Source organism: Nocardia panacis (genome assembly GCF_003598715.1).
Classification (GTDB): domain Bacteria; phylum Actinomycetota; class Actinomycetes; order Mycobacteriales; family Mycobacteriaceae; genus Nocardia; species Nocardia panacis.
Map to the genome: position 1 here is coordinate 1 of NZ_QZFU01000011.1, position 26,854 is coordinate 26,854.

Annotated in this window: 21 protein-coding genes and 4 pseudogenes; 18 read left to right on the plus strand and 7 right to left on the minus strand. The window is 61.0% G+C overall.

Features of this window, described 5'->3' with window-relative positions:
* Positions 1-91 precede the first annotated feature (91 nt).
* On the minus strand, positions 92-397 hold the full coding sequence (gene acpM, locus D5S18_RS03615; protein WP_120037998.1) for a meromycolate extension acyl carrier protein AcpM: 306 nt from the start codon (positions 395-397) through the stop codon (positions 92-94).
* 580 nt (positions 398-977) lie between these two features.
* Between acpM (D5S18_RS03615) and D5S18_RS03620 the strand changes: the two genes are divergently transcribed.
* The 3 genes and pseudogenes from D5S18_RS03620 to D5S18_RS03640 all read left to right on the plus strand — a co-directional run.
* Positions 978-1,775 carry a helix-turn-helix domain-containing protein gene (locus D5S18_RS03620; protein WP_120038000.1) on the plus strand — a complete coding sequence of 266 codons (798 nt, stop codon included), beginning with the start codon at positions 978-980 and terminating at the stop codon, positions 1,773-1,775.
* 106 nt (positions 1,776-1,881) lie between these two features.
* A complete protein-coding gene (gene acpM / locus D5S18_RS03625) occupies positions 1,882-2,187 on the plus strand; it encodes a meromycolate extension acyl carrier protein AcpM (protein ID WP_120038032.1) in 306 nt (101 codons plus the stop codon).
* Between the two features lie 747 nt (positions 2,188-2,934).
* A pseudogene (locus D5S18_RS03640) lies at positions 2,935-3,693 on the plus strand (transposase); the annotation flags it as partial.
* A gap of 74 nt (positions 3,694-3,767) precedes the next feature.
* Here D5S18_RS03640 and D5S18_RS03645 read toward each other — a convergent pair.
* Together D5S18_RS03645 and D5S18_RS34325 are read right to left on the minus strand one after the other, a co-directional pair.
* Positions 3,768-4,240, minus strand: a pseudogene (locus D5S18_RS03645) (transposase); the annotation flags it as partial.
* Positions 4,241-4,281: 41 nt separating this feature from the next.
* Positions 4,282-4,536, minus strand: coding sequence for a hypothetical protein (locus D5S18_RS34325; RefSeq protein WP_147403840.1), 255 nt, complete (start codon positions 4,534-4,536; stop codon positions 4,282-4,284).
* A gap of 342 nt (positions 4,537-4,878) precedes the next feature.
* On the opposite strand from D5S18_RS34325, the gene D5S18_RS03650 reads away from it, so the two are divergent.
* The 6 genes from D5S18_RS03650 to D5S18_RS03675 all read left to right on the plus strand — a co-directional run bounded on the left by D5S18_RS03650 (position 4,879) and on the right by D5S18_RS03675 (position 8,689).
* A complete protein-coding gene (locus D5S18_RS03650; protein WP_239003516.1) occupies positions 4,879-6,177 on the plus strand; it encodes a beta-ketoacyl-[acyl-carrier-protein] synthase family protein in 1,299 nt (432 codons plus the stop codon).
* Positions 6,174-6,914, plus strand: a complete 741-nt coding sequence (fabG, locus tag D5S18_RS03655) for a 3-oxoacyl-ACP reductase FabG (protein ID WP_120038006.1) — start codon at positions 6,174-6,176, stop codon at positions 6,912-6,914. The genes D5S18_RS03650 and fabG overlap by 4 nt, the downstream gene beginning before the upstream one ends.
* 21 nt (positions 6,915-6,935) lie before the next feature.
* Entirely contained in the window at positions 6,936-7,409 is a 474-nt protein-coding gene (locus tag D5S18_RS03660; protein WP_203236574.1) for a DUF4188 domain-containing protein, read from the plus strand.
* 3 nt (positions 7,410-7,412) lie between these two features.
* Positions 7,413-7,838 (plus strand): 3-hydroxyacyl-ACP dehydratase FabZ family protein, encoded by a 426-nt coding sequence (locus tag D5S18_RS03665; protein WP_120038008.1) that lies wholly within the window; start codon positions 7,413-7,415, stop codon positions 7,836-7,838.
* The gene (locus D5S18_RS03670; protein WP_147403841.1) at positions 7,831-8,322 is read left to right on the plus strand and encodes a 3-hydroxyacyl-ACP dehydratase FabZ family protein; all 492 of its coding nucleotides are present in this window, start codon (positions 7,831-7,833) and stop codon (positions 8,320-8,322) included. Before D5S18_RS03665 ends, D5S18_RS03670 begins: the two co-directional genes overlap by 8 nt.
* 118 nt (positions 8,323-8,440) lie before the next feature.
* Positions 8,441-8,689 carry a phosphopantetheine-binding protein gene (locus tag D5S18_RS03675; RefSeq protein ID WP_120038012.1) on the plus strand — a complete coding sequence of 83 codons (249 nt, stop codon included), beginning with the start codon at positions 8,441-8,443 and terminating at the stop codon, positions 8,687-8,689.
* A gap of 170 nt (positions 8,690-8,859) precedes the next feature.
* On the opposite strand, the gene D5S18_RS03680 is transcribed toward D5S18_RS03675, so the two are convergent.
* Positions 8,860-9,909, minus strand: a complete 1,050-nt coding sequence (locus D5S18_RS03680; protein WP_120038014.1) for a sensor histidine kinase — start codon at positions 9,907-9,909, stop codon at positions 8,860-8,862.
* A complete protein-coding gene (locus tag D5S18_RS03685) occupies positions 9,906-10,589 on the minus strand; it encodes a response regulator transcription factor (RefSeq protein WP_120038016.1) in 684 nt (227 codons plus the stop codon). Before D5S18_RS03685 ends, D5S18_RS03680 begins: the two co-directional genes overlap by 4 nt.
* A gap of 1,011 nt (positions 10,590-11,600) precedes the next feature.
* Here D5S18_RS03685 and D5S18_RS03695 point away from each other — a divergent pair.
* A complete protein-coding gene (locus tag D5S18_RS03695) occupies positions 11,601-12,404 on the plus strand; it encodes an alpha/beta fold hydrolase (RefSeq protein ID WP_203236575.1) in 804 nt (267 codons plus the stop codon).
* Between the two features lie 693 nt (positions 12,405-13,097).
* On the opposite strand, the gene D5S18_RS03700 is transcribed toward D5S18_RS03695, so the two are convergent.
* The gene (locus D5S18_RS03700) at positions 13,098-13,730 is read right to left on the minus strand and encodes a transposase (protein WP_120038022.1); all 633 of its coding nucleotides are present in this window, start codon (positions 13,728-13,730) and stop codon (positions 13,098-13,100) included.
* A 53-nt stretch (positions 13,731-13,783) separates the two neighbouring features.
* Here D5S18_RS03700 and D5S18_RS03705 point away from each other — a divergent pair.
* Positions 13,784-15,418, plus strand: a pseudogene (locus tag D5S18_RS03705) (ISAzo13 family transposase); the annotation flags it as partial.
* Between the two features lie 74 nt (positions 15,419-15,492).
* Here D5S18_RS03705 and D5S18_RS36555 read toward each other — a convergent pair.
* A pseudogene (locus D5S18_RS36555) lies at positions 15,493-15,826 on the minus strand (transposase); the annotation flags it as partial.
* A 116-nt stretch (positions 15,827-15,942) separates the two neighbouring features.
* On the opposite strand from D5S18_RS36555, the gene D5S18_RS03710 reads away from it, so the two are divergent.
* The 7 genes from D5S18_RS03710 to D5S18_RS03745 form a co-directional block, all read left to right on the plus strand.
* Entirely contained in the window at positions 15,943-17,502 is a 1,560-nt protein-coding gene (locus D5S18_RS03710; RefSeq protein WP_439651080.1) for an IS1182 family transposase, read from the plus strand.
* 529 nt (positions 17,503-18,031) lie between these two features.
* Positions 18,032-19,099 (plus strand): beta-ketoacyl synthase N-terminal-like domain-containing protein, encoded by a 1,068-nt coding sequence (locus D5S18_RS03715; protein ID WP_120038024.1) that lies wholly within the window; start codon positions 18,032-18,034, stop codon positions 19,097-19,099.
* 141 nt (positions 19,100-19,240) lie between these two features.
* Positions 19,241-20,041 (plus strand): enoyl-CoA hydratase/isomerase family protein, encoded by an 801-nt coding sequence (locus D5S18_RS03720; protein WP_439651079.1) that lies wholly within the window; start codon positions 19,241-19,243, stop codon positions 20,039-20,041.
* 616 nt (positions 20,042-20,657) lie between these two features.
* Positions 20,658-21,677, plus strand: coding sequence for a 3-oxoacyl-[acyl-carrier-protein] synthase III C-terminal domain-containing protein (locus tag D5S18_RS03730; RefSeq protein WP_158607789.1), 1,020 nt, complete (start codon positions 20,658-20,660; stop codon positions 21,675-21,677).
* Positions 21,674-22,393, plus strand: coding sequence for a hypothetical protein (locus D5S18_RS03735; RefSeq protein ID WP_120038030.1), 720 nt, complete (start codon positions 21,674-21,676; stop codon positions 22,391-22,393). The genes D5S18_RS03730 and D5S18_RS03735 overlap by 4 nt, the downstream gene beginning before the upstream one ends.
* 341 nt (positions 22,394-22,734) lie before the next feature.
* The gene (locus D5S18_RS03740) at positions 22,735-24,714 is read left to right on the plus strand and encodes a dehydrogenase E1 component subunit alpha/beta (RefSeq protein WP_203236576.1); all 1,980 of its coding nucleotides are present in this window, start codon (positions 22,735-22,737) and stop codon (positions 24,712-24,714) included.
* Positions 24,714-26,854, plus strand: a 2,141-nt coding sequence (locus D5S18_RS03745) for a beta-ketoacyl synthase N-terminal-like domain-containing protein (protein ID WP_203236577.1), incomplete at its 3' end; no start/stop codon positions are given. The genes D5S18_RS03740 and D5S18_RS03745, both read left to right, overlap by 1 nt.

Genomic DNA, 26,854 nt, shown 5'->3' on the forward strand with positions numbered 1-26,854 from the left:
ACCCGCGATCGACGTGGTCGCCGCCAGGCTAGAGACGACGACGTTGGGGAAGTTCCCGTTCAAGGTGGAAGGAGTGGTCACAGGTTCGGCCCTACTCGGCTTCGTTCGAGAACTTGGCCTTGAGCTCTGCGGCCGACTCGGCGTTCTCGGCCTCGAGCTTCTGAACGTACACCACCGCGTCGCCGACCGTCTTCAGACTGGCCAGATCCTCGTCGGGGATCTTCACGCCGTACTTGTCCTCGAACTGCACCGCGATCTCGACCATGGACAGCGAGTCGATGTCCAGGTCCTCGACGAAGGCCTTCTCGATGGTCACCTCGGAGGGTTCGATACCCGTCACCTCTTCGATGATCTTGCCGAGCTCCTCGACGATCTCTTCTTGGGTCAACGCGGCCACTTCGGGCTCCCTTCTTGTAGCTATTGGACTTCTGATACGTGCCGAAGTCGCGGTACGACTGATTTGTCAACACGGCCGAACGATCGCCCAACAGGGCATGAACAGACAACGGGCAGCTAGGACACCGCCAACCGACACCCTACCGAGGGCGTCAAATTCAGGCAGCTTCTCCTATCTGAGTCAACTCAATCTTGTTGTGAGTCAGACTCTTTCGCTCCGATCACTGTTCGCAACAGATCATACCGACGCGTTCGGCTCAGAAGGTATTCGGGGCTACGAACCTTCGAACTTGTTTTTGTGGAAACCCTCCAAACCGGGCTGTCGTGCGTACCCGGCCTGTCCAGAGCGTCGGAGCGCCTCTGCTTCGACGGCGCTGCTCCACCTCCCTAGTCTCCCGTTGAACCGAACTCGGCTCCACGCTTCCGGCCACAGAAGCCTTTGAATCAGAACGCGGCCCGAACCCGCATCGTCCCAGATCGATACCTTCGACCCTGCTGCCATCCATCCGGGCTTTGCGAGTCGTTGACGTGACTGTCCAATCGAATGGACAGTCATCGATTCGGTGTGTAACACTAGCGGCGTGCTTGACCATCCATACCGCGTCCAGATCGCCGCGAAGGCAGCCGATTTGGCCCGCGAACGAGCGGAGATCGCCCTCCTTGCATCTCGCGGGGTGATCGCTGAGGCGATCGCTGTTATGCGTGCTGAAGGACTGGGTGATCGCCAGATCGCCGCCAAACTCGGTGTCAGCAAGTCATCGATCAAGGCCAGGGCAATTCGACCGGTTCCGACGAACGAGGACATGGCTGCGCAGATCGAGACACTGCGGCAGACAATGTGGGTCGATGTCGCCGATATGACTGACCAACACTGGATTATCGTTGATGATCACATTCGTAGTTACAAACGGATGCTGACACACGGGATTACACCTGAAGTGAGAGAGCGGAACGATGTTGCTACCGACTCTCGCGAGTATGTGCAGGTGACAACAGGAAATCGCATTGTGGTCTACTCTCAGACGCAGTGGAACGGTCAACCTGATCCGATTGTGGTGTCTGGTGGTGACCAACGCGGCCGCTATATCGTTGAACGCTGCCCAGGGGTCGATCGCATGATATGTGCTGCCCGGCACACCCCATTGCCGCTGGACGAGATTGGCCTGGACGTAGACGATGATCTCTACGGGACTGGCTGGCCCCGGCCCCGCCCGACTGCGCACCAGGTTTGGAAGCGTATCACTGCGGCTATCGAGGACACCTATCAAATCTTCGACCCTGCCTATCCGAATTGGGAGGTCGAGAGACGACGTGGAACCGCGGACCGCTATCCTAAACGCGCCGACCGGCAAGTGGTTCAACGCGTCTCTTCTGACTAGCTCGTCCGCCACCGTAGCGCAATTGAGTGTCGACTATCAGTGGTCGATAGACGCTAAACCGTCCCGCTCAACACTTTCAAACAATCAATAGAGGAGGCCCGTCGTGGTGATCGCAACTCAGGAAGAGCTCGTCGCTGAAATTGCCGAAATCATCGAGGAAGTCACCGGTATCGAACCATCTGAGGTGACCATCGACAAGTCCTTTGTCGATGATCTCGATATCGACTCCCTCTCGATGGTCGAAATTGCGGTCCAGACCGAAGATAAGTATGGTGTCAAGATCCCCGACGAAGACCTCGCTGGCCTTCGCACCGTTGGCGATGCCGTCGCTTACATTCAGAAGCTTGCCGCCGAAAATGCCGAAGCCGCTCAAGCAATTCGGGAGAAGTTCGACGCAGAAAAGCGCGACTGATTCAGGCGGAGTATCCATTCCGCGAGCGAAGGCTAGCGTCGATCCGAAAGGCCGGTCAAAAGTGGTCAGCCGCAAATCCCCGCCTCAACCATCCACGTTAACATCTGCGGAACCGGCACTTGCATACCATGGAATGCAAGGTTCCTCGACGTGGTCGTTTGCTGGCATGCCTCACCGTTGGTGGGACGGGGGACATTGAGGCTACGGCATCGTCGGACGAAGTCCTTCCTGTTGGGCTGCTGGAATGGATTGGTGATGTGCTGTTTGGGGTGGAGGCTTACACAGATGCCTCGGTAGCGATCACGGATTCCTACGTATGAACCGAACTCGGGAAAGCTACGTTCGCATACCCAGTGCTGGCTGTCGAGTGCTGTGTGGAGGTGTTGGCGAAGTCGTGGCTATGTGTGTTTGACCTGGAGTTTCCGGCGTGTTGATGCTGTACCGGCACGGCTTGGCATGGTGATCGCGGTTGTTGAAGTTGACCGTCTGAAAAGCCGTTGCTGTGTCCATGTCCATGTCCATGTCCATGTCCATGTCCATGTCCATGTCCATGTCCATGTCGAGACAGGGCTGGTTGCGCTCGCTCCACTCGATCCCGCCGATCGGGTCGGTAATCGATCTCCTCGAACGGTGCGATGTTAGGGATCCGCTCCGATGGTGCGGGCGATTATGGTGGCCGCCATGCTCACTGGCGCACCGTCGTTTGCCGCAGGTGAGGAAGTGGGTTACAGCGGTTGAATTCGTGCGCGAATCAAGACCGTGATCGGCCGCTGGTTCCGCATCTCCTACACCGTGAAAGGTGGTGCGCTGCTGCCGCATCGGCACGGCTGGAGCCGGCAGGTCCCGGCCCGGCGTGCGGTCGAACGTGACGACGCGGCGGTCGCGGTGTGGGTGAAGGAGCTGTGGCCGCGGGTAAAAACGCCGCAGCGACGCTCGGGGTCTGGCTCGTGTTCGAAGACGAGGCCGGGTTCTCGATGACGCCGCCTACTGCACGTACCTGGGCACCCTGCGGCCCGACCCCGATCGTGCGGGTACGAGGGCGGACCACCCGGCGGGTATCGATGGCCGCGCTGACCTGCTACCGGCCGGGGCAGCGTTCCCGGCTCATCCGGCGACCGTACCGACACGACCGAACTACCACGGGCAGAAAGAGTTTCGCGTGGATCGACTACCGCGACTCGCTGATCGGCGCGCAACGGCAACTCGGCGGTCCCATCGTCGTGGTCCGGGATAACCTGAACACCCGCCTCACCGCCGGAATGCGGAAATTCGTCGCCGCTCACGACTGGCTGAGGATCTACCAGCTACCCACCTACGCCCCGGACCTCAACCCGGTCGAGGGCATCTGGTCACTGTTACGCCGCGGCCGGCTGGCCAACCGCATTCTCACCGACCCCGACCACCTCGCGCGGATCGTCCGCGACGACCTGCACCGCCTCAAATACCACCCCCCACCTCGTCGACGGTTGCCTCACCGCCACCGGCCTCACACTCAAACGATCATGACGACATCACAAATTCAACCGCTGTAATCGGGTGCCCGACAGGTCCCGCCGCGCGAACGCGCGGGCCTCGTCCTACCACTGGCTGGTTAGCCGGGTGATCGCCGCCGCCGAGAGTCCGGCGGCGGTGCCGAGAAACTGCTCGAGCGCTGGGCGAAGTCGCCGGTGGACAGCCCGTGCAGATACAGCAGCGGCAGAACTTCGGTCCCTGCGGTGACTTACGCGCCCAGGCGGGCAGGATCGCCGAGGAAGACGGTTGCCGCTCACCGGATGCAGCATCCACGCGCTTATCGTTGACCTGCGGCGCCTTCACCGTCACCGCGCTGGCAGCGGTCAAAACCTCGCGTTCGTTGTGATAGCCGTTGCATACCACCAGCTTCCGGCCTTCCTCGCTGACCTGGTCGGCGAGCCGCTCGACGTACACGGCGACTTTGGCCCGCATCGCGGCTTCGAGCATCAGGCGAGCGCCTTCGCAAACGACCTCATCGATCGGCGACCGCGACACCCTGGCCGCCGCACCGTCTGATGCCGTCGTCGACTACCTCGAGCATGGGACGTACCTTGCCACCCGGCACTATCGCGCCAGGACTGATCAAACCTTGGATTCGAAGATCATCGGGAAGAACTTCTTCCCGGTCATCCACAGGTTCTGATCATTGCTCTTTGCCGTACCGTCCCAGCGCAACCCACCTGACCAGCGGAAACCCGCTTCTGCAGGATGGAAGGCAACTATTTCGGAACCGTGGAATCCTGCGGCTATCAGCCCTTTGAACGGGGTCCTGGCCTTGCCGTTTGCGGCCGACGCCGACGCAACTGCCCTCCGAACCATCAGGCCAGCTCTCATCATTTCATCACCACCACCCAGTGCAGGACTGATGCTGAATAGACCTTCTTATCTGTAGGAGTTCTAAATCCGTGTAATGAGTGACGATGAGAGCTAGTGAAAATATAGAGATTCCCTTCTTGCTCGGCGTAGGCGAGGCCAGGAGGATATTGTTTTGTGACCAATCAATGCGGTCAAATTATGGAGGCAGTTTTCTGATGCGCCTGCGTTACCCGTGTACTTGGGTGACAAACTGTTGGCGAGGCAGGACGAGCGCATTGCCCTCGCCGGTGCGCATAGTGCCGCACCGGCGAATCTGCCGGGCAGCGTGGTCATGGACAACGGATGCCGGGTGGAGGTGACAGTATGAGTTCCAATAGTCTGTCGAGTGTCGGGACGTCGGGTATCCGGCCCCGGGCCATGCCGGTCGCGCAGCGACCGGCATCTCAGCGGGTGGTGGTCACCGGCCTCGGCGTGATTTCCAGCATCGGAATCGGTGCCGATGAGTTCGCCATTGGCTTGCGCGAAGGTCGCAGTGGGGTATCGCCTATCAGCGCCTTCGACACCACCGGATTCGCTCGCTCACTGGGCTGCGAGGTGATTGGGTTCGATCCAAACCAGTGGATCGAGCGAGGGGACGTCGAAAAGATCGGCCGGGCAACGCAATTCTCCGTCGCGGCCGCCCGGATGGCGGTCCGGGACGCGGGCTTGCCTTTGGCTGATCTACGCGATCGACGGGTGCAGATTTCTATCGGGACCACAGATGCGGAGTCGCACGACACCGATCGATTGGCTGCAGACTGGGTGAACGGCGGTCCGGAGAGCCTCAATCCGGTTCTGGCCGACCGGGTCTCGGCGGCACGGCTGTCCAGCGCGGTTGCGCACGAGCTCGACTTGACCAATGCGGAGGCTGTCACCTTAGCCACCGCCTGCTCCGCAGGTAATTATGCGATTGGCCACGGGTTCGACGCCATCCGGGTGGGGGACGCTGATATCGCGCTGTGTGGCGGCGCCGACGCGATGTGCCGCAAGTCTTTCACGATCTTCTATCGGCTCGGGACGATCGCTCCGGATTGTGTCCGGCCGTTCGACGTGGACCGGCAGGGCATCCTGAACGGCGAAGGCGCTGGCGTGTTGGTGTTGGAGAGCCTTGAGTCGGCATTGGCCAGGGGTGCCAGAATCCATTCCGAGGTGCTCGGCTACGGGCTCAATTGCGATGCCCACCATCCGGTCTCACCCGATCAGTCCAGCATCGAGCGGTGTATGCGGTTCGCGTTGGACGACGCGGGCGTGATGCCGGAAGAAGTCGACCTGATATCTGCGCACGGTACCGGGACCAAGACCAACGACGTCACGGAGTCGCGGGCGATTAGGTCGGTCTACGCTGACCGACCGCCACGCACGATCTCGCTGAAGTCAATGCTTGGCCATACGATGGGAGCGGCCAGTGCTCTTGCTGCGATCGCCTGCTCACTGGCAATCACCGAGCGGTTCATCCCGCCGACGATCAACCACCGGCAGACCGACCCGGAGTGCGAGATCGACTGCGTACCCAACATATCTGTCCCCGCCGACCTGCATGTTGTCCAGAACAACGGGCTCGCCTTCGGCGGGAACAACGCGACTGTCATGCTCGGCCGGTACCAGAGTGGACTGACCCGATGACCGAAAGTGATCGTCCGATTGCCCTCGTCAGCGGTGGATCGCGAGGTATCGGCCGGGCTGCGGTGCTGCGGCTTGCTCAGGACGGATTCGACGTGGCGTTCTGCTACCAGAGTGATACCGATGCAGCCTCGACGTTGGAAAAGGAGGTCGCCGTGCTCGGCGGGCGAGCTATCGCCAGCAGGGTCGATGTCAGCGATAACGTAGGCGTCCGGAGTTGGGTGAACCAGACCGAGGACGAGTTTGGGCCGATAATGGTTGTGGTGACCTCTGCCGGGATCGTCCGGGACGGGGCGCTCGTGATGATGTCTGATGAGGACTGGTCCAGGGTGATCAACATCAACCTCGATGGCACGTTCGCCGTCTGCCGGGCGGCACTGTTTCCGATGATGAAACGCAAGTCCGGCTGCGTGATTACGGTTTCGTCGATCTCCGGACTCGTGGGGAACGTCGGCCAGGCCAACTACTCGGCTGCGAAGGCAGGGGTCATCGGGTTCACGAAGGCGCTGGCCAAGGAAGTCGGTAGGTATGGCATCAGAGCGAACGTGGTCGCGCCGGGGTTTATCGAGACCGACATGGTGGGAGGGCTGTCGGACGCTCGCCGAAAGAAGGCATGCGACAACGTCGTTCTCGGCAGGTTCGGCTGCGCGGACGAAGTGGCTGACGCCATCTCATACCTTGTTTCGGCGAATTATGTCACCGGTTCGGTGCTTCAGGTCGATGGTGGCCTGGCCCTTTGAATAGACACCACGGAGAGAGATTTGCGAATCTACAACGGACGGTTCATGGTCGGCAACGGCACCGAGGTTGTACTGTTCCTACTTGGCGTCCGAATCAACAAGCTAACCGCTGTACATAGGTGGCTACCGGTGATCCGGTCGCTCGCGCCGATGCTGAAGGAACTGAGCGAGGACGCCGAAAGCGGGCTGATTGCCTCGCGTACCCAACTGTACGGAGCGCGCGAGCTAACCCTGCTGCAGTACTGGAGCAGCGTCGGTCAGTTGATGGATTTCGCCCACGGCCCCACTCATCGGAAGGTCTGGCAGGACTTCTATAGATTCGCCACGCGGGGTTCCGAGGTCGGCATCTGGCACGAGACCTTCATCGTCCCCGCCGGTCGCTACGAGTCGATCTACGGCAACGTGCCCCTGTCGGGTCTTGCCACCCACGGTGGCCTCACCCCGATCGGGCGTCGCAACGATTCGGCCCGCGCCCGCCTCGGCACGCCCGAGTAACAAATGGCTGAACTCGTTCGCCCACGCCGTGCGGTACCGTTGTCCGCCCTGGACCACTTTGAATCGATCTCTGAGATGGCGTCGGGAGTGGAGATCGTGGCGAAAAAACTAATCCGCGCCGACGATCCCTATCTCATCGGCCACTATCCCGACTTCCCCATCTACCCAGGCGTCTTCATCATCGAATCGGTAGGCCAGGCGGTGGAGGCGCTTGTCAGGTCGAAGCAGGTCTCGGCCGAGTTAATCGCGATCGGCTCGGTCAGGTTCATCGCACCTGTGCTGCCCGGTGACATGCTAAGCATTCGGTGCAGGTGCGTTTACGAACCGGATGTGAGACTCGCGGTGCGGGCCGACTGCCAGAACGACAACGATGTAAAGGTGGCCCAGATGCGGCTGAAATTCCAGCTCTGCGGACGTGCCGATGTATGATCAGACGGAGATTCAGGAAATACTACCGCATCGTCATCCCATTCTGTTGATCGACCGGGTCGACGACATTACATTCTTCGAATGTCTCGTCGCGGTGAAGGCTGTTACGTGCGCTGAGCCATGCTATCGTACGGTGCCCGAGACCGCACTGTCGGCTGACTTTGCCTATCCGCGCTCTCTGATCATCGAATCATTTTGTCAGAGCTGCGCCTTCCTTTGGTTGGCCAGTATCCGCAGCGTCAATGCGAAACCGAACGGCCGCCTTGTTTTCGCAACGGCCAAAGACGTGGTGTTTCACCAGCATGCATTCCCTGGCGATCTGCTTCGGCACACGGTGCGGATGACCAGGATGGTCGGCGACAACGCATTCCTAACCGGCGAGATCTGGATCGGCGATCGGCTCGTTGCCGAGGTCGGTGCGATTGCCGCTGCGCTACGCCCGACCACGACGCTCGAAGGCAGCGAGCAGAGCATGCAAAATTGATTCAAATTCCGCCTTCGTGTTGTTCTAGCGAAAATCTAGAGCAATTAGCCTTGAACTATTTCCGTAGTGCGCAGAGAATATTCAGCATTGGCTCGATGGACAAGTAGGGAAATTGGTTATGGTGATTTTGGCAACGAGTGACCGACAGCTCATTAAGGATGTTGTCTGCAATGTTCTTGAGATCGAGACCGATGAGGTTACCGATACGAGCCTGTTCATCGAGGACCATGAGGCGGACTCGATGCGTCTCATCGAGATCCTTTCCGCCCTCGAACTGTCGCTTGAGCTGACGATCGAGCAGACGAATCTGCCGAGGATGGTCAATCTTGTAGGAATCTACGATGTGATCGCGGAACTTAAGGAATGATCCATACCGAAGACGAGTGCGGTTGCCAGCGCGCAACCCGGCATCGGTAAATTGGCCCGGTTGGCTTCGTCCAGCACCGGGTGACCATGGCACCCATCTGGCTGAGTGTCATGAGCGTCAGCCGAGCTGGTCCTGGCACACCCGCACCGGAGGTGCGTGCGTCGCACAGGTCAGCCAGGCTTGGTCTTGGCGCGGGGGATGACACCATTCGTACCGGGCGTGTTGCGGAAAGGTTTTCGGTCAAGCACAACCGGGAAGTCGATGCATACTTCGAGTCCGCGGCCCGAAGGCGCGGTACCCAAGGTTAGTCGGCCTCGATTCGACTTGGCCAGCACATTCGCAATGGACAGACCCAGGCCGCGACCGGGTCCGTCGCCGGGCTTGGCCTGCCAACCGCGTTCGACCGCGTGTTCCCATTGCGCTGCGATCATGCCGGGTCCCTCGTCGATGACTCGAATTGTCACTTGCTCTCCGCCTGGGCTGACCTGTGTGGACAGCAGTATATCGTGGTGCTCGGGCGAGTGTTTAATCGCATTGTCGAGCAGAATGTCGAGCAAGTGTGCCAGTGTGCCGCGTTGGGTAACGATCATCGCCGAGTCGATCGTCATTGGCCGCAATGTGAGCGAGCCGCGTTGAGCTGCAACGTCTGACCAGGCTTCCAGTCGTTCCATCACCACATCGCGCACATCGATTTCGATCAACGGTGCGGTCACTCCGCTGTTCGCGTTGTCGAGCTTTTCGGTGAGTATGTCATGCAGGCGGGTGAAATCATCTCTAGCCTGCGCGAGGGTCGCAGAGCCTTCATCGTTGAGAAAGGTCGAGAGCCGATCAATTCGCGCCTCCAACAACTGCAATGTCGTTCGGAGTTGATGCGCGAGATCGGCCTCCACTATTCTTTTATGGCCATCCTGGGTCATCAGACCCTCAACTGCGGTATTGATGGAGGCGATCACCCTGCGTATCTCCGGTGGCCCGTTGTGTGCGTTCAACCTGCCGATCTCGCCGCGCTCAAGTTGCATCAGGACATTTCTGATTGCACTTGCGGGAGCGAGTGCCCACTCTGCCAAGGGGCGAGCGATCAAGCTGATCAACACCACGGATGCGATCCCAAAAGAAGCGGCTTGCCAATGTTGACCGATACTGAGCGGAATTATAGTGGCGATCCCTACAACGAAGGCGACGACAAGCTCGGCAATGATTATCCGCCGTAGTATCGTCACGATGCCAGGCGAAAGCCGACGCCACGTACCGTCTCGATCACGGGCAAACCCAGCTTCTTTCGTAAACTGGCCACGTGAACGCCGAGCGTTCTAGTGTCACCAGCACCGTCATATCCCCAGGCCTCGATCATAATTGCTTCCCTGCTGAAGACTTTGCCTGGTTCGCGAGCCAGTAGCTCAAGAAAATCGAACTCTCGTCGAGTCAGTCGGATTTCTCGCTCGTTCACGGTCACTCGACGACTGTCTACATCGATGCGTATCTCGCGCAACTTTCGGATGTTGCTCCTGATCCGGGCTTCGCGGGCGGGCACTGCTATGTCCTGGATCTCTCGGGTACGACGGGTGATAGCTTGGAATCGGGCAGCGAGTTCTCGTACGCTGTGCGGTTTAGTCACGTAGTCGTCCGCTCCGAGCTTCAGCCCGAGTACTCGGTCGAATTCGTCCGATCGGCCACTCAGGATGATGATCGGCACGTTGGATGTCGCCCTTATTTTGCGGCAGACCTCCAGACCGTCCATGTCAGGCAGGCCGATGTCAAGTAGCACCGCCTCCACCTCAGTGTGCAGGTCGAGCGCGTCGCGTCCAGTGCTTGCGACGAGGCCGCGAAAGCCCTGAGACTCGAGCCCGCAGTGCAACTCCATCGCTAGATCATGGTCATCCTCGACGATAAGTACATGCATGATTGTCCCCTTCCAACAAACTCTATCCACCAAATGCTGCTGTGTTCGTTGGAGCCCTGGCAGTTGCTCCGCCTCTCGAATTGCACTGGCCCTCATCAGATCTCCCTACTCAGTGCGTTTCGGCTGGGCTCCAGGGAGTCGAACACCGATGCGTGAGGATGAGGACGCGTAAACGACTTGCCTGCCACGGATCTGTCCGCAGGTGCCATGGGAGGGGTTGTCGCACTGGACTTCTCGTCAGAACAGTGAGGTTCGTCGGTCGCATCATAGGGCCGCCGTTGTGTTTTGCCATGCTCTCGACGGCTGGTGCTCGACGCTGTCTTGTACCTGGTCCGCGGCGATATGGCGTGGGCACAGCCTGCAGCACGGCTTCCCGACTGCTGTGGCCGTCACCACACCTACCGGCGGTCGACGAAAAGTGGAGCGTGGCAACGCATCCACGATGTAGTGCGTGACTGCGCACGAGTGCGTGCTGGACGCACTGTGGCCCGAAGCTGCGGTGATCGACTCTCGGACCGTGCGCGGAGTTGATACCATGGCTGGGCGAAATCCGTTCTGGCGCTGGCTGTTCAGATCATCAAACGCTCTGCTACCGCCGCCGGGGTCCAAACCCGTCCCGACCACTACGAAGCCATGGTCTACCTCGCCGCGATCAAGACCCTCACCCGCTTGCTGACCCGCGATAGCGGGCCAGCCGCCCGAGTTCTGAGATGCCCTCATAGCGGCTGGAAGATGGCGACTTTTCAACAGGCCCCCCGGTACTACCACCCAAAACACTCTAGATAGTACTAGTCTCTCGTCATAGTCGGTAGCTGAATGATGTCGGGCCATTATCATATTGACAGCGAGACGAGCGGCGGGTATGGCTGGGGTCGCCGCAACGGTGACAGTGCGAATTTTCGAACGATGCGGCAGTGTGCTGGAGCTAAAACCGGCGCAGCAGAAGCGCTTTCACGCGCACTGCGGTCCAGAACCCATGAATAAGGATGCTCGATGCGACACCGCCTCCGCGTGAACGATCTCACCCTGTCTGTACAAGACGAGGGCCAGGGCCGACCAGTCCTGCTTCTGCACGGGTTTCCCGACTCGGCGGATCTGTGGCGGCATCAGATCCCGCGCCTGACCCAGGCGGGGTTCCGTGTCATTGCGCCCGATTTGCGCGGATTTGGTCAATCCGACGCTCCTGCGGACGTCGCTGCGTACAAGTTTCGCTCCGTACTCGCTGACGTACTCGGTGTCCTTGACATCCTGAGCATCGACCGAATCGACATCATCGGCCACGACTTTGGTGCCGCGCTCGCCTGGATGGCGGCCATGGTCGCGCCCCACCGAGTGACCAGTATCGCCGCGCTGTCGGTAGGCCACCCCGGTGCCTTTGCCGATATCAACCTTGAACAGATGCAACGGTCCTGGTACATGTTTCTGCTCCAGAGCCCATCTGCCGAACGGTGGCTGCGCCGTGATAACTGGCTCCGGCTGCGCACCTGGCTGGCCAGCTCACCTGACCTGAACCGGTATCTGGATGCCTTCGCGGCCCCGGGCAGGTTCGAAGCCGCGCTCTCTTGGTACCGCGCCAATGCCGTCATGCCAGCGAGCGGCCCAAGTGCCTACCCGGAAGTCTCCGTACCGGTACTCGGCGTCTGGGGCGCCTCCGACGCCATGCTAGCCGAAGAACAAATGACCGGATCTGCCACGTTCGTGTCGGGCTCGTGGCGCTACGAACAGGTACCCGAAGCAGGCCACTGGCTTCCGCTGGACTGCCCCAACCGCCTCACTGAACTCCTGCTGGATTTTCTGGCAGCGTCAGCGGTCTGAGGGTCCCCCGAACGGTGGACAGGGGAGTTACGGGATTCAGGCGGCGACTACTCCGAGTGAGCGCTCGGAGCTGTCGGGGCTTCGTATCCCGATCGCCGAGTGTTGCCGGACAGTGTTATTGAAGCTGGTCCAGTTGTAAACTGCGGCAACGAGTTCGGATTTTGTCGCGTAGATTTGTCGGTAGTACTCCTTGTGCTGTGCGACGCGAAGTCGCGTGTGTGAGTGGGCTTTCCGACTAGGAGGTTGTAGGTCTCGACCAGTGTTCGAGGTCGATCCCCGCCTCGACGTGCGTCGGCAGGTCCTGCTCGTACGGGGTGCGGAGCTCAAGGAAGAAGCCCAAGGGATTGCGTTCCGTCTGCGGGAGCAACCGGGCTGTACTCCAGCATCACTTCGTGATGTCATGCCTGTCATCGCTGGCAGTGGGCTTGTTTTGCCTGATGTTGGTCTCATCGTCGCCAGGTCGACCAACGGTGTGCCAGGGGCAGGTTCGGGATCGGGGTGATCATGTGCCAGGAGACGCTTGATTTCGCCCGCCGACTGTGAGCGGAATGAGACCGCTGCCAACGCTTTTGGGGAAGCAGCGGATGCCACCGCGAGGTAGGTGTGGGCGAGCAGGGCGAGGGTGACGTGCCGATACCAGGCGTTGTAGCGGCGGACCTGGTACTGATCGAGGCCGACTTCGGTTTTCGCGGTTTAGAAGCAGTCCTCGACCGACCAGCGGGCGCCGGCGACCCTGATCAGGTCGTCATCGTTGGTGCCGGCCTGAGCTCCGCACAGGTAGTACGCGATCTCGAGTTCACCTCTGGCGTTACGAGGCAGCGACCGCCTGGCCAAAAGCCAGCGCCGCCACCCAGTGCCGGCCTCGCTGACAGTCGGCAGCGTGGCGACGGCCCAGTCGAACAGCCTGGGGCCTTTCGCGCCTTCGCCGCCGCTCAGCCGCTTCCATGCCTCGGTCGGCGCATCCGCGACGACCTGATCGGCACGCTGGCTACCGGACAGGGACACGATCGGCGCACTGCTGGGCACGGCCACCACATACCCGATCCGCAGGCGCTTGAGCCACCCGCGGAACTTCGAATCCCCGCCGCAGGCTTTGTCGGCGGTCACCCGCCGCACGGGCCAGCATCCGTTGTGCCAGAACCTGTTTCGTAGCGAATTGGACATCCTCCGGCACCCCGGCCTCTGGCAGCGGTCCCGATCGACGGTCCACGACTTGGGCAGATACAACTCCCTATCCATCAAGGTACGGCCCTTCACTGTCGTGTGCGCGCAGAACACACCGAGCTGACAGTTCTCGATCCGACCGGGGGCTTGTCCGTAAATCACTGTCGGAGTTGATCTTTGGGTCGGCGTGACAGGTGATAGTGGGAAGCTCGAGTATGTGTCTTCTGCGGAATTGTCGGTCTGTTGCCGAGTTGCGGGTCAAGTTCGATCGGCTTCTGCCACATCTGGATGAACGTCGTCGTCGGCTCGACCTGGCCAGCGAGGCGATGGCGATCGGCCATGGAGGGATCACTGTGGTAGCCGGCACCTCCGGTGCCAGTACCGCCACCGTCATGCGCGGCATGTACGAACTGACCGCGAATTCTGCACCGACCCACCGTGTCCGGGCTCCGGGTGCCGGTCGCAAGCCGCTGACAGCGATCGACACCGGCCTGGCTGGCGGCGCTGGAGGCGCTGATCGAACCGCACAGTCGCGGCGATCCGGTTTCCGCGCTGCGCTGGACGACACTTTCGCTGCGCGGATTGGCTTCGGCCCTGACCGACCAGGGCCACCCGGTGAGTGCCACGACCGCCGGGCACCTGCTCGACGCACTCGGATACCGCCTGCAAGGCGCTGCCAAGACCAACGAAGGCACCTCCCATCCCGACCGCGACGCGCAGTTCGCCCACATCAACGCCACAGCCACCGCCTTCCTCGACGCCGGGCAGCCGGTGATCAGCGTCGACACCAAGGCCAAGAAATGGATCGGCAACCGTGACCGTCCCGGACGCACCTGGCGTCCGAGCAAACACCCGATCACAGTGGACTGCCACACCTTCTTCGTCACCGACGACCAGCCCGTGGTCATCCCCTCCGGGATCTACGACATCGCCACCAACACCGGGTGGGTCAACGTCGGAACCGACCACGACGCCGCCGAATTCGCGGTGGAGTCCATCCGCCGCTGGTGGCGGCACCGCGGGCGGGAACAACACCCGGACGCGACCCGCCTGTTGATCACCGCCGACGCTGGCGGCTCCAACGATCCCCGCCGCTGGACATGGAAGAAGTACCTGCACTCCTTCGCCCTCGACAGCGGATTGGAGATCACGGTCTGCCACTACCCTCCGGGAACCTCGAAGTGGAACAAGATCGAGCACCGGTTGTTCTGGCATATCACCGCCAACTGGCGCGGCCGACCGCTGACCAGCTACCAGATCGTCGTCGAAACCATCGCCGCCACAACCATAACGACCGGGTTGAGGATCGGCGCCGGGCTGGACACCGGCAGCTACCCACTCGGCAGCACCGTGACCTCCGCCGAGTTCCACGCCCTGCCGATCAGACCCGACGCGTTCCACGGCGACTGGAACTACACCATGGCCCCCAGCGAACCCGACCCCCTGGAGCAAACCCCAACGCGTCGAAAACCCGATCGGTGGTTGACCGAGATGCTGACCGATCCGGCTCTGACCGGCATGTCACGAGCAGACTTCTCACATCTGGCGGCGGTCTCGGAGCCGTATTGGGACGCGTTGGCCGAGGCGGCTTTCCAGCGGCGCTTCCATCGCCCCCACAGGTACCTGCATCCACAAACCAGCAGCATCGACCATTTCCACCGGCTCGTGACCGCACTGCTGCGGGCGAAAGGCCGCCACCAGCACACTGCTGGCCCAACTGCTCGGCGTCACACGCACCAACCTGACCATGCAGTTCCGCGACGGCACCGGATCCTCGACCTGCACCGGATCGACATCACCCCAATACCCGGATCACCCGCACGCACCCTCGAACAACTACAGGCACGCCGCACACACACCACCAACCTCAAAGATCAATTCCGACAGTAATTTACGGACAAGCGCCGGCCGTTCCCGAGTATTACCGTTGCACCCCAGTCAATTTCACACCCTTCCTCTGGAACCCGGTCTCGTCGACGACGAGCACACCCTCCGGATCGCCCACGTGCTCGACGGCATACGCGCGCGTTGTCGCGGACTCCGTCGACGTCCCATGCCGCCTTGTTCGGAAGCCGCTGCATACCGTTCGGCGTCAGATCCCTGCGGCTTCAGCCAAGATCCAGCCGTTTTCCCGCCAGCAAGCAGCGCACATACGCGCGCGCCCGCAACCGCGGCTCCGCCCGATGAAACCGCCCCGCTACCCAACGGAACAACTCCTTGAGTCCAGCCGTCCACGCAGTCAGATCCTCATCAACCAGCACGAAACCCTATGCTACCCAACAACATCACCAAGTGATGCTGGGGTGCTAGGAATCTGCTGAATAACCGGCGTGTTGTCCCGGCTGGGTGGTGGTCTGGCCGGGACAATTGTGTGGTGCAGGGTGAGGGCATCTCGGATCCGGATTTGATGGACGCTGCGGCGTTGGTCGGGCATCTGGTCCCGCGGGGCAGTGTGTTCAGGTTTCTGGCCGAGCATCGTGGTGAGGTGTTCGCGCCGGAGTTGTTTGCCGATCTGTTTCCTGCCAGGACCGGGCGTCCGAGCCTGCCTGGTGAGATCGCGGCGTCGGTGCTGGTGTTGCAGGCGCTGCATGATTTGTCTGATTGTGAGGCGATCGAGGCGTTGCGTTGTGATCTGCGGTGGAAGGTCGCGTGTGGGTTGGCGTTGGATCATGGGGGGTTTCATCCGAGCACTTTGACTTATTGGCGGTGTCGGTTGGCGGCCTCGGATCGGCCGAACCGGGTCTTCGACGCGGTTCGTGCGGTGATCACCGAAACCGGTGTGCTGCAGGGCAAGACGCGGCGGGCGTTGGATTCGGTGGTGCCCGATGACGCGGTCGCGACCCAGGACGCGGTGACTCAGTTGATCGCGGCGATCCGCCGGGTCCGCCGGGAGGTGCCCGGCGCCGGGGCGCTCATCACGGCCGAATGTGGGGCCCACGATTACGACGATCCGGGTAAACCATCGATCGCCTGGGACGATCAGGCAGCTCGTGAGGTGTTGGTGTCGGGGTTGGTCAACGACGCCAACACGGTGGTGAATGCGTTGTCCAGCAATGAATTCGACGACAAGGCATCCCGGGCGTCGGCGTTGCTGGCGTTGATCTCCGGTCAGGATGTGGAACCTGCCGAAGGCTCGGATGGGACCGACGGGCGGTGGCGTATTGCTCGCAAGGTCGCCTCCGATCGGGTGGTTTCGGTGGTCGATCCCGAGGCTCGTCACGTGCACAAGATCGTGTCGCACAAACAGGATGGCTATAAGGCTCATGTCGCGGTCGAACCCGATACCGGATTGTTCACCGCCGGGAAACTCGCCAAAGGCTGCGGCGAGGGAAACCACGAAGCGGTGATCGGGTTGGAGTTGCTCGACGGTGAACCCGCTGGGCGAGAAGTGCTGGCCGACACCGCATATGGGACCGGGGATATGCGTGCCGAGCTGTTCGGGCGTGGACACTGCGCGGTGATCAAACCGATGCCGCTGCGCTCTGCGGTCGAGGGTGGATTCACCGTCGACGATTTCGCTGTTGACGAAGCCGCCGGCACCGCGACCTGCTCGAACGGGCTCACTCGCCCGATAACGACAACCCGTCGAGTCGCCTTCGGAGTGGCATGTCGCAGCTGCCCGTTGCGGGCCCGATGCACTACTGGCACGGCCGGGCGGAAACTGAGGCTGCGCAACAACGATGCCCTGTCACGCCGGGCCCGCGCACAATGGGCCCACGATGAAACCCTGCGCCGACGCTACCGACAACACCGCCCGATGGTGGAACGCTCCATTGCCTGGCTGATCGGACCGAAAGGCCGCTGCCGCAAACTGCGCTACCGCGGTGTCGCCGCGAACAACCAGTGGCTGCACACCCGCATGGTAGGGTTGAACCTGCGCCGCGTCCTCAACCTCGGACTCACCCGAACCACCCGAACCTGGGCCATCGCCTGAGGGCCCGCCGAACGCCCTCACAACACTTGCGATCCCACCCCTGGAGCCACGATGCCGGCATCGGCGGGAAGAACGACCACTTTCCTCGACCCCACGGGGCCTGACTTGAATTCGCCGCACAGCCGGCCGTGTCGGCGTTCTTCCCGCTCCAAAACCCGCTTATTCAGCAGATTCCTAGGTGTCCTACGAACCAGGCGTCCACGATCCGGGGGAAGCCTCTGGGGAACCTCAGTCCGGCAACAGGTAGGACCCGCACGCTAATTTTGTGCTAGCAGAAGTTCATTCTGGCTGCCGGAACGTAACGAAATCCTAGAAGCCAATTTGTCGCGCTGTGCGTGCCTGGCGAATAGGCTCGCTAGCTGTGTTCGACGTGGTGACTATCGGGCGGGTTGACGGGCACATATAGATGCGTTTCGGCCGGATGTCCGGAATGCGGAGAACCGGCCGCTATAGCGGGGTTAGCCGCACCGCTGCTCGAAGACGAGCAGGTCGAAGCGTTGGACGGGTTTTCTACTGACAGGGCGTCGACGTGAGTGGTACGTGTCTGAACATAGTCGGATGGTCGGCGACCTCGCCGTTCGGATTCGGTCGTGTGGCGTTCGCCGAAGGGGTGTGCGCAGGGCGAGCGACGGACGCATCGATCGACGAAGCTCAATGGTCGATACCAGCAGGCCGAGCTTGTGTAGTGCCGGACTTCGATGTGCGTGCCACTCTCGGTAAGAAGGGCACCCGAACGATGAATCGTCTGACCGGCCTAGCCGTCAGTACGGTTGGTGACCTGCTTGATGCGGTGAACCGCGATGCCCCACCTGAGGAGATAGGGCTGGTACTCGGTACCACCCTGGGGAGCGCGCAGAGTGCGATGGACCTAACCCGCGGCTCGTTGACAGCGACAGAGCCGTTTCGTGTCGAGTCAGGGTTGATCCCGTACGCGGTGATGAACGGGGCCGCCGGACAGTGCGCGATCTGGCATAACCTGCGGGGGCCGAACGCAACGCTGGCTGGCGGTCGCGCGGCGGGGCTGCTCGCCCTCAACTATGCTCGTCGGCTGTTGTTGACCGGTCGGGCGCGGACAGTATTCGCTGGTTCGGCTGAGGAATACTCCGAGGCACGCCAGTGGATCGCCCAAGCTGCCGGAGAATCCGGGCGGGTTCTCGGCGAAGGCTGCGCGATGTTCGCGCTGACCACCGCCCCGGTCCCCGATCCGGTCGTCGAGCTGCACGCGGTCCGGGCGATGTCCTGTCCGGACGGTGACTGGCGGTCGGGCGTCCGCCGGTGTGTCGAGCACGTGCTATCGACTATCGGGGTGGCGGCCGACCAGGTCTGGGCAGCGTGTCCATCCGGCGCAGCGGGCAAAGCCGGTCTTGGCGAGCGAGCGGGGCTCGGCGACGTAGTGCCCGACAAGGTCGTGCTGGCCCCGGTAACCGAGTTGGTCGGCGAAACCGAGGCTGTCTCGGCGATGTTCCAACTCGCAGCAGTACTGAGCCTCGCCGAGCGGGACCCGGCTTCGGCGGGCCGGTTTGCCCTGATCACTTCGATCGATGATGGTGGCACAGTGGCCGCAGCGCTACTGCGATTGCCGGTAAGGAATTCCTGATACGGCTGACCAGCCGCAACATTCCAGAGCGCCGGGTGGTGGACCTGCCGTGTGTTGAGGTCAGGATGCCCACTTTGCGGTATCGGTATCGGCTGACGAGCGTCGTGTTGGCGTAGATTAATAGAAGGGGAGCGAGCCGAAATGATGAACACTTCCGCACATACTGCGCGCCTGGAGCGCAGCGCCACGCCTCGCGGTGCGGAAATCGCAGTACTAACCATCGACCATCCGCCGCAGAACCTGTTCGACGCGCCGTTGTGGGAATCGCTGATCGAGCACATCGCGGCGCTGGAGCAGGCACCCCCACGTGCAGTGCTGGTGCGCGCCGAGGGGCCGGTTGTGTGCGGGGGAGCGGACGTGGCCGTATTCGGCGGCCTGGATTCGGCCGGTGCGACGCGACTCTGGCGAGATCTTTACGACCGGATTGTCGCGCCGCTGGAGGTACTGCCTTGCCCAGTGGTTTTCGCGGCGCACGCGCTGACTCTGACTGCGGCAGTCGAGGTTGCGCTGGCTTGCGATCTCATTGTGGCGCATCCCCAGGCGCAGTTCGGCTTCGTGGAGACAGTGGTCGCACTGACCCCGTCCATGGGGGGCATCCAGCGGCTGGCTGCGCGGGCTGGAGCGGGGCGAGCACGCAAGATGGTACTGACCGGGGAGCTATACGACGCAGCAACTCTTTATGACTGGGGAGTGATCGACGTCATCGCCGATGACACCGATCGTGCGGCGCACGCGCTGACCGAACGGCTTGCCGACGGGGGAACTCAGGCGCATGCCGCAACGAAAACGATTGTCAGGGCGTGGAGTTCGAGCGGTGTAGCAGCGGCGGACGCGATCACCCCACGGGTGGCGGGAGCACTGTTCGACACGGTGGACACCCAGGAGGCAATCCGGAGCTTCCGTGATGTCGGGCCGGGCAAGGCACGGTTCACCGGCTGCTGAAGTCCCGCAACAGCTAGTGCCTTGTCAGGCAACCTTCGGTACGTAGTCGGGCAGCCGGATCTTGGAGTTGACGGCGAAAGTCGTGTTTGGGTTCGGCGTACTGGATTCGCCAGCGCAAGTATGCCTTTGCACCGAGGCGAGGACCACGATCGCCCACCGAACCCGCACTGGCTGCTTGCTGGACCGAGTGATCTGCTGCATCTTCCGATCCTTCTCCGGGGTCACCGGCCGGACGAACATACCTGGCTTACGAGCCACGACACCACCTCCACCAGGCAGCGCCACCCGGACGGGCACCACGATCAACCCGCCACCCCGATTACCGCATCAACCTTGCACTAGCGGGCATATCAGGATGTGCAAAGTTTGGGCAAAAATTTTTAAGGCGCCAGTTGGCGTAAACGATCTAGTTTAAATCCGGGCAATGAGATATGGCGGGTGCTGGCGAAAACATAGAGTTTCCTTGCTTGTACTTCGCGATGGCAGCGAAGACGATACTTATCGGATTGTTCGATGGTGATCTGAATTCTGAATATTGCGCAATAGTGCCAGGCGACTGCACAAGGGTCGAAGTCGCATGATCGCAGATCGAATGGACTGTTATGGGTGTGAGAATATGAGACAGGCGGCTGTGAATACTGGCGTCGATGGCTTGGCTAACCCTGGAGCGTCGGATGCGCTCGAAGCGCTGGTCACCATCGATGCGGTCGGATCATTCTTTCCTGAGCGTGTGATGACGGTGGAGGAGCGGGCAATGCAGCTGGAGCTGAACCCCGCAGAGACGCATATGTTTCGCCGGTTTCATGGACTCGACCGAATGCATTACGACCCGGAAGTCGGCCTGTACGAACTGGTACTGCCTGCGGCGCAGAAGGTACTCGCACAGGTCGACCCGCGCTCCGTGCGCTACGTGATTCACTGCCAGACAGACCGTGAGGCCGAGGGTACGGCGAATATTGCCGATGATCTCAAACGTCTGCTTAGCCTCGACGATGTGACGGCGTTTACGCTCACGCAACAGAATTGCGCCCTCTCGCTCACCGCCATTGATATAGCTGGCGCTCTTCTGCGCAATGACGGCGATCTTGCTGCTCATGCATTGGTGGTGACCGGCGACAAACCACGCAGTCGGGAGAGTCAGCTGCTGGCAAATACCTGCATGGTGGCGGACGGAGCTGCGTCCTGCCTGGTCTCGCTCAACGGCCCCGGCGCGGTGGTTCGGTCTCTCGCGACTTCGGCCAAGGGAGAGTATTCGGACGGGTTTCGCATGAGCGTTGAGACGGCTAGAGCCCACATAGAGGAACTGCCGCGCAACCTTCTCGGCGTCATGGAGGAGGCAGCGTCGCGGGCAGGCTACAAACTCGACGACATTCAGATGATCGTCCCGACGAACCCCAACCTCTCGACCTGGCCGGAGGTCGTCAAGAACCCCGAGCTCCGAAGCAAGTTCTTTGTCGATAACGTGCCCCGGTACAGCCATTGCCTCGCTGCGGACGTGCTTATCAACTACACCACGTTGCTGGACGAAAGACGCTTCGATCCACAGCGGCCCTCGATGTTCATTGCGATCGGGGTCGGTATGACGTTCTCTGCGATGGTATTCACTCCTTCTGCGGATATGGGAGTATCGCTGTGACGACATTCAGGCTGCGCGAAGTGGCGTCGGTGGTCGGTGGCAGCCTCGAAAGCAAACAGGCGCCAGCCGCTCATGCGGATTTGGTCGACCGGTTGGTCGCGCAGATTTCACCGGCCGTGCTCGGCGGAGACCTCGCGTTGATCGCATACGCGGTTCCCGACGACTGTCCGCACAAGACGGTAGCCACCTATCTGAATCTAGTGACTGGCGGCCTGGCGCACAGCGTCGCCATCACAGGCCAGGGTGTTGGCTCGCCCTTCACTGCGCTGCGGGTCGCGAGGTCCTATGGGCGGACGGGCCGGAGTTCGAAATCGGTACTGGCAATCGTCGAGTCCGCCGCACCCTTGAGCAGCGACCGGTCTGCGCCCGTGGAATACGACTCCGGTGTCCTGCTTGTCTTCGATGCGGGAATCGGAAGCAAGGGCGTCGACGGGGTCCACTCTCTGGAGCAGCCGGGCGATCTCGCAGCTTTGCTGGCTGGGTTGATTCCTGGTGACGGAAGCTTGCTCTTGGTGCTGGGACCCACGGCGGAGCCAGGGGTGCTCCCGGAGGATGTGACCGACGTGCACCGAGTCGCCGCCGGAAGCCATTGCACCAGTGTGTGGCTGGCTCTTGCGCAGAACTACGCTCAGTGGGCCGCTGCGTACAGCGTGATCGCCCTCAGCGATACCGACCCACTTACCGGCGTCGGCCATCTCGCCGTTCTGCGTGATTGACCCTGGTACCGCGGATTCATGACGCCGCAAGCCATGGAAAACGTAGCGTTCGAGTACGCTGTCGATCGCCACCAGAAAGGTGCTCCGGAAACCGGGATATTCAACTCTCGACAAGTCGAATTATCCCGAGTCGGAGCACCTTTCTCCGTGTCCGGCACACCTCGGCGTCCTTCGCACGAATACCCCTGGGCGATCAGGCCGCTGTGGACCGCCGACGAGATCGAGCTGGACAACGCCATGACCAGCGGATCGACGCGATGCTTCCAGTCTTTCTCAAATCCGTACCGCACCTGGTGTTTTCGGGCCAGTTTGTCTGAAGTATCGATAGTGGGTGTTTAGTTTTGATCGAAGAAACGGCTCGCCTTGAGGAGCACCATGACGTAGGCGACAGTGAGTCGTTGGATCTTTTGCGCGTCATGATGCGCTCGCGTGAGTTCGAGCGTCGTGCAGGGTTGCTCAGTCGACAAGGTGTCGCCTGGTTCCACCTGCCGTCGTCCGGTCACGAAGGACTAGCGGGCGCAGCCGGCGCCTTCGGACCCGATGACCTCATCTTTCCGCACTATCGCGATCGCGCCCTCCTCATGGCGCGAAGTATGAGTGTTGCCGACATGACCCGGGATTTGATCGCAAGCCGCGGTTCGCATTCCCGTGGGCGGAACATGGGTTCGCATTTCTCGGATCGGCGGGGCAACGTGTTTTCGATTGCCAGCCCTGTCGCGAGCCAATGTCTTCCTGCGGTCGGCGCCGCGTGGGCGCAGCAGCTGGCTGGTGGTGACGAGGTGGTCTTGTGCTCGATCGGCGAGGCATCCACAAGGCAGGGCGAGTTCTTCGAAGCAATTATGTTTGCCGTTGATCGGAAACTGCCTGTCGTCTTCCTGGTCTCGGACAACGGCTATGGCATCAGCACGCCTACGCAGGGGCTCGCACCTGTGCATATGCCGGTTTTGCATGACTCGCTTGTCACTCGGGTTGACGGCGTAGATCCCGAAGTGGTCCGGGACGCGGCACTGGTCGCCGTGCGCAAGGCGCGGACCGGGGGCGGGCCGTCCGTGCTTTGGTGCGAGTTGGACCGGTTGGACTCGCATACATCTTCGGATGATCAGCGAGTGTATCGAAGCCCGGGCGAAATAGCGTCGATGCGAGATCCCATCCAAGTGTTCGCGGATCGGCTAATTCTTCGGGGAACGTTGTCGAGAGAGGACGTTTCAGCGGAGTGGGATCAGGTGCGTATCGACGTCGAAGAGGAATTCTCGTCGATCATCGGCGAGGCGGTCGATGAGGTTGCGAATATCCATTCGCATCTTTTCAGTGCTTCGTGTAATAGTGTTATCGAAGCGCGGGGTCGATTCGCAACGATTGTTGACGCAATAAATGGAACGTTGCGGCGCGGCCTGGCGGAAATTCCGGAGATGTTGATGTTCGGAGAGGATATCGAGGATCCAAAAGGTGGCGTGTTTGGATTTACGAAGGGTCTCGGCAGCGCTGCTGGTGGACGTGTATTCAACTCGCCGTTGGCGGAGGCTACGATCGTTGGAGCTGCGGTCGGGTTGGCCAGCGTGGGACGCCGGCCGGTCGTCGAGCTTCAGTTCATCGACTTCGCCGGGCCCGCCTGGAATCAAATTTCCAACCAAGTTGCGACACTGCGATGGCGGACAGTAGGAGAATGGGCCTGCCCGCTCGTGATTTATGCACCATATGGTGCCTATCTGCCGGGTGGTGGCATCTGGCATTCGCAAAGCAACGAAGCGCTCTTCACGCACATACCCGGACTGAGAGTCGCGGTTATCGGCAATCCGGTCGACGCCGAGTTGGTTTTCCTTGATGCGTTTGCGTCCGATGATCCGACACTTATACTGATACCGAAGCATCTGATGCGTATACGCCATTCGGGAGAATTCATCGAGCCAGTTCCTCGTGGGCGGGCCAGGGTGGTTACGGCTGGTACCGAAGTAACCCTTGTCACCTGGGGGAACGGCGTGGAAATCGCCATGAATGCCGTATCGGTCCTCGCCTCGCACGAAGTGTCTGTAGAAGTGATCGACCTGCGATGGCTCGTCCCGTGGGATCGACAAACCGTCGTTAATTCTCTGCACAAGACTGGTCGGCTGATCGTACTGCAAGAGGATAACCGGACCAGTAGCTTCGGTGCGGGACTGATTACCGATTTGATTACCGAAGACGACAATTTTGCGGAACTTCTGGCACCACCACGCCTGGTTGCACGCGATGATATTCATATTCCGTTTCATCCTGATTTGGAATTAGCTGTGATGCCGGCACTGGATGGTGTCGTGCGCGCCGTACTGTCGACTGTGGATTGATGGGTTGGAGCATGATGAGTGGATTTGATGAGGTGTGCCGGCTAGCGATCCCTCAATTGGGAGAAGGGCAAGTCGATGTTCGCATCCTACGCTTGTACAAGGCTCCCGGGGACGCTGTCGCCAAAGACGAGCCCATCTATGAGGTGGAAACCGCGAAAGCCACTATGGACATCGAATCTCCGGTAGCCGGCGTGCTCGGCGCCTGGTTCGTCGCCGAAGAGGAAACTGTCGAAATCGGGGCTGATGTTGCTGAGATCGTCGGTGTGCGCCCTGAAACGGGCGCGAACCATGGAACTGTCACTACGCACGAACCATCGCATCGCGAACTCGATCGTTCCCCGAATCGCGCCGACAGGATGGTGCCGCCCAAGACGCGCAAGTATGCAAGTCGACTCGGTATTTCCGAGGAGGAGTTGGCAGCGGTACCCAGCAAGGGGAGGTTCTTAGTGCCGGCCGACCTCGATGCGTATCTAGCAGATCAAAAAAGCGCGGACCATTCTTCCTTCTCCGACAAGACTCTCAGCAAGCGGCAACATGTCCTGAATACGGTCATGCGCAATGGGTTGGCCTCGGTTGTGCCTGCCAGTATCGTGGTGTCGATTGACGCTGATCTGCTACAATCGGCGACCTGGTCGGTCAGCGATGGGAGATCGACCGGATTTGTCACCGAGTTCGAGGTCTTCTCGTACTGTGCTGCCCGTGCTGCGATACACCACCCGTCACTTCGCTCGAGAACCCTGGATCGCGATAACATTCGTGTGTTCGACGATGTGAATATCGGCGTCAGCGTCGCCGCGTCGAGTGGCGACCTTGAGGTGGCAGGAATTCAGGGCGTCGACAGACTGTCTTTTGATGAGTTCCATGTCGAATGGATGCGCTCCATCGAGCGCGCGCACCTTGGTGCTTCCTCGGTGGATGGCAGAGCAACATTGTTGTTGTCATACCTCGGTGATCATGTCAGCGATGCTATTCCCATCGTGGTGCCTCCGGCTGTGGCAACTCTGTTCCTCGGTGGTACATCGAGCCGATCTGGGTCCGAATCGCAACGCAGGGTCGTTGTCGCGTTCGATCATAGCGTTTTCAACGGAATGCAGGCAGCGGATTATCTGGCAGAGATCATCGCGCAACTGCGCACGATGGCTGGTTCGTCGAATGTATCGTCTGTAGTCTTGCCGGAACGGATTTCGGCTTGGCACGCAGGTGACTCGGTGCGGATAATTGAAGAAATTGCCAAGGAGGTTGTCGGGTGTGACATCGATGTATACCGACCGTTGGGGGAGTTGCGCATCAATTCTGTGCAAGCGGTGGCGATCACCGAGGCCCTGAATGCAAAGCTCGGCACTTCGATACCCGTAACCGTGCTGTATCGGTGCGTAACCCTGGCGGATCTCAGTGCTGCGGTGGAAGCTCCGAATCCGCTGGATGCTCGCGATACGACCCCCGCGTCGGCAAAGGCCGACATCGGTTGGATGCGACGAGTCGTGGATTCGACCGGCGGGGATGAGCCGATTGCGATTGTGGGTGTGGGTTGTCGGTTTCCGGGTGGGGTGCGGTCTGCGGGTGATCTGTGGTCTGTGGTGTCGCGGGGGCGGGATGTGATCTCGGGGTTTCCTGGTGATCGTGGTTGGGATGTGGAGGGTGTCTACGATCCTGATCCTGATCGGGCGGGGAGGTCGTATGTGCGTGAGGGTGGGTTCCTTGAGGACGCAACGGGTTTCGACGCCGAGTTCTTCAATATCTCCCCCCGCGAGGCCCTCGCGATGGACCCCCAACAGCGAGTCCTCCTCGAAGTCGCCTGGGAAGCCTTCGAATCGGCGGGGATCGTCCCCTCGGCGTTACGGGGGTCGCAGACCGGCGTGTATGTCGGGGTGATGTACCAGGACTACTGGAACTTCGAAGCAGGCCCGGCCGATCTGGAGGGCTACTTGGCGACAGGGGCTGGGGCCAGTGTTGCTTCGGGTCGTATTTCGTATGTGTTGGGTTTGGAGGGGCCCGCGGTGACGGTGGATACGGCGTGTTCGTCGTCGTTGGTGGCGTTGCATCAGGCGTGTCAGGCTTTGCGGGCGGGGGACTGCTCGATGGCGCTGGCCGGTGGTGTGACTGTGATGTCGACACCGGGGATGTTCGTGGAGTTCTCCCG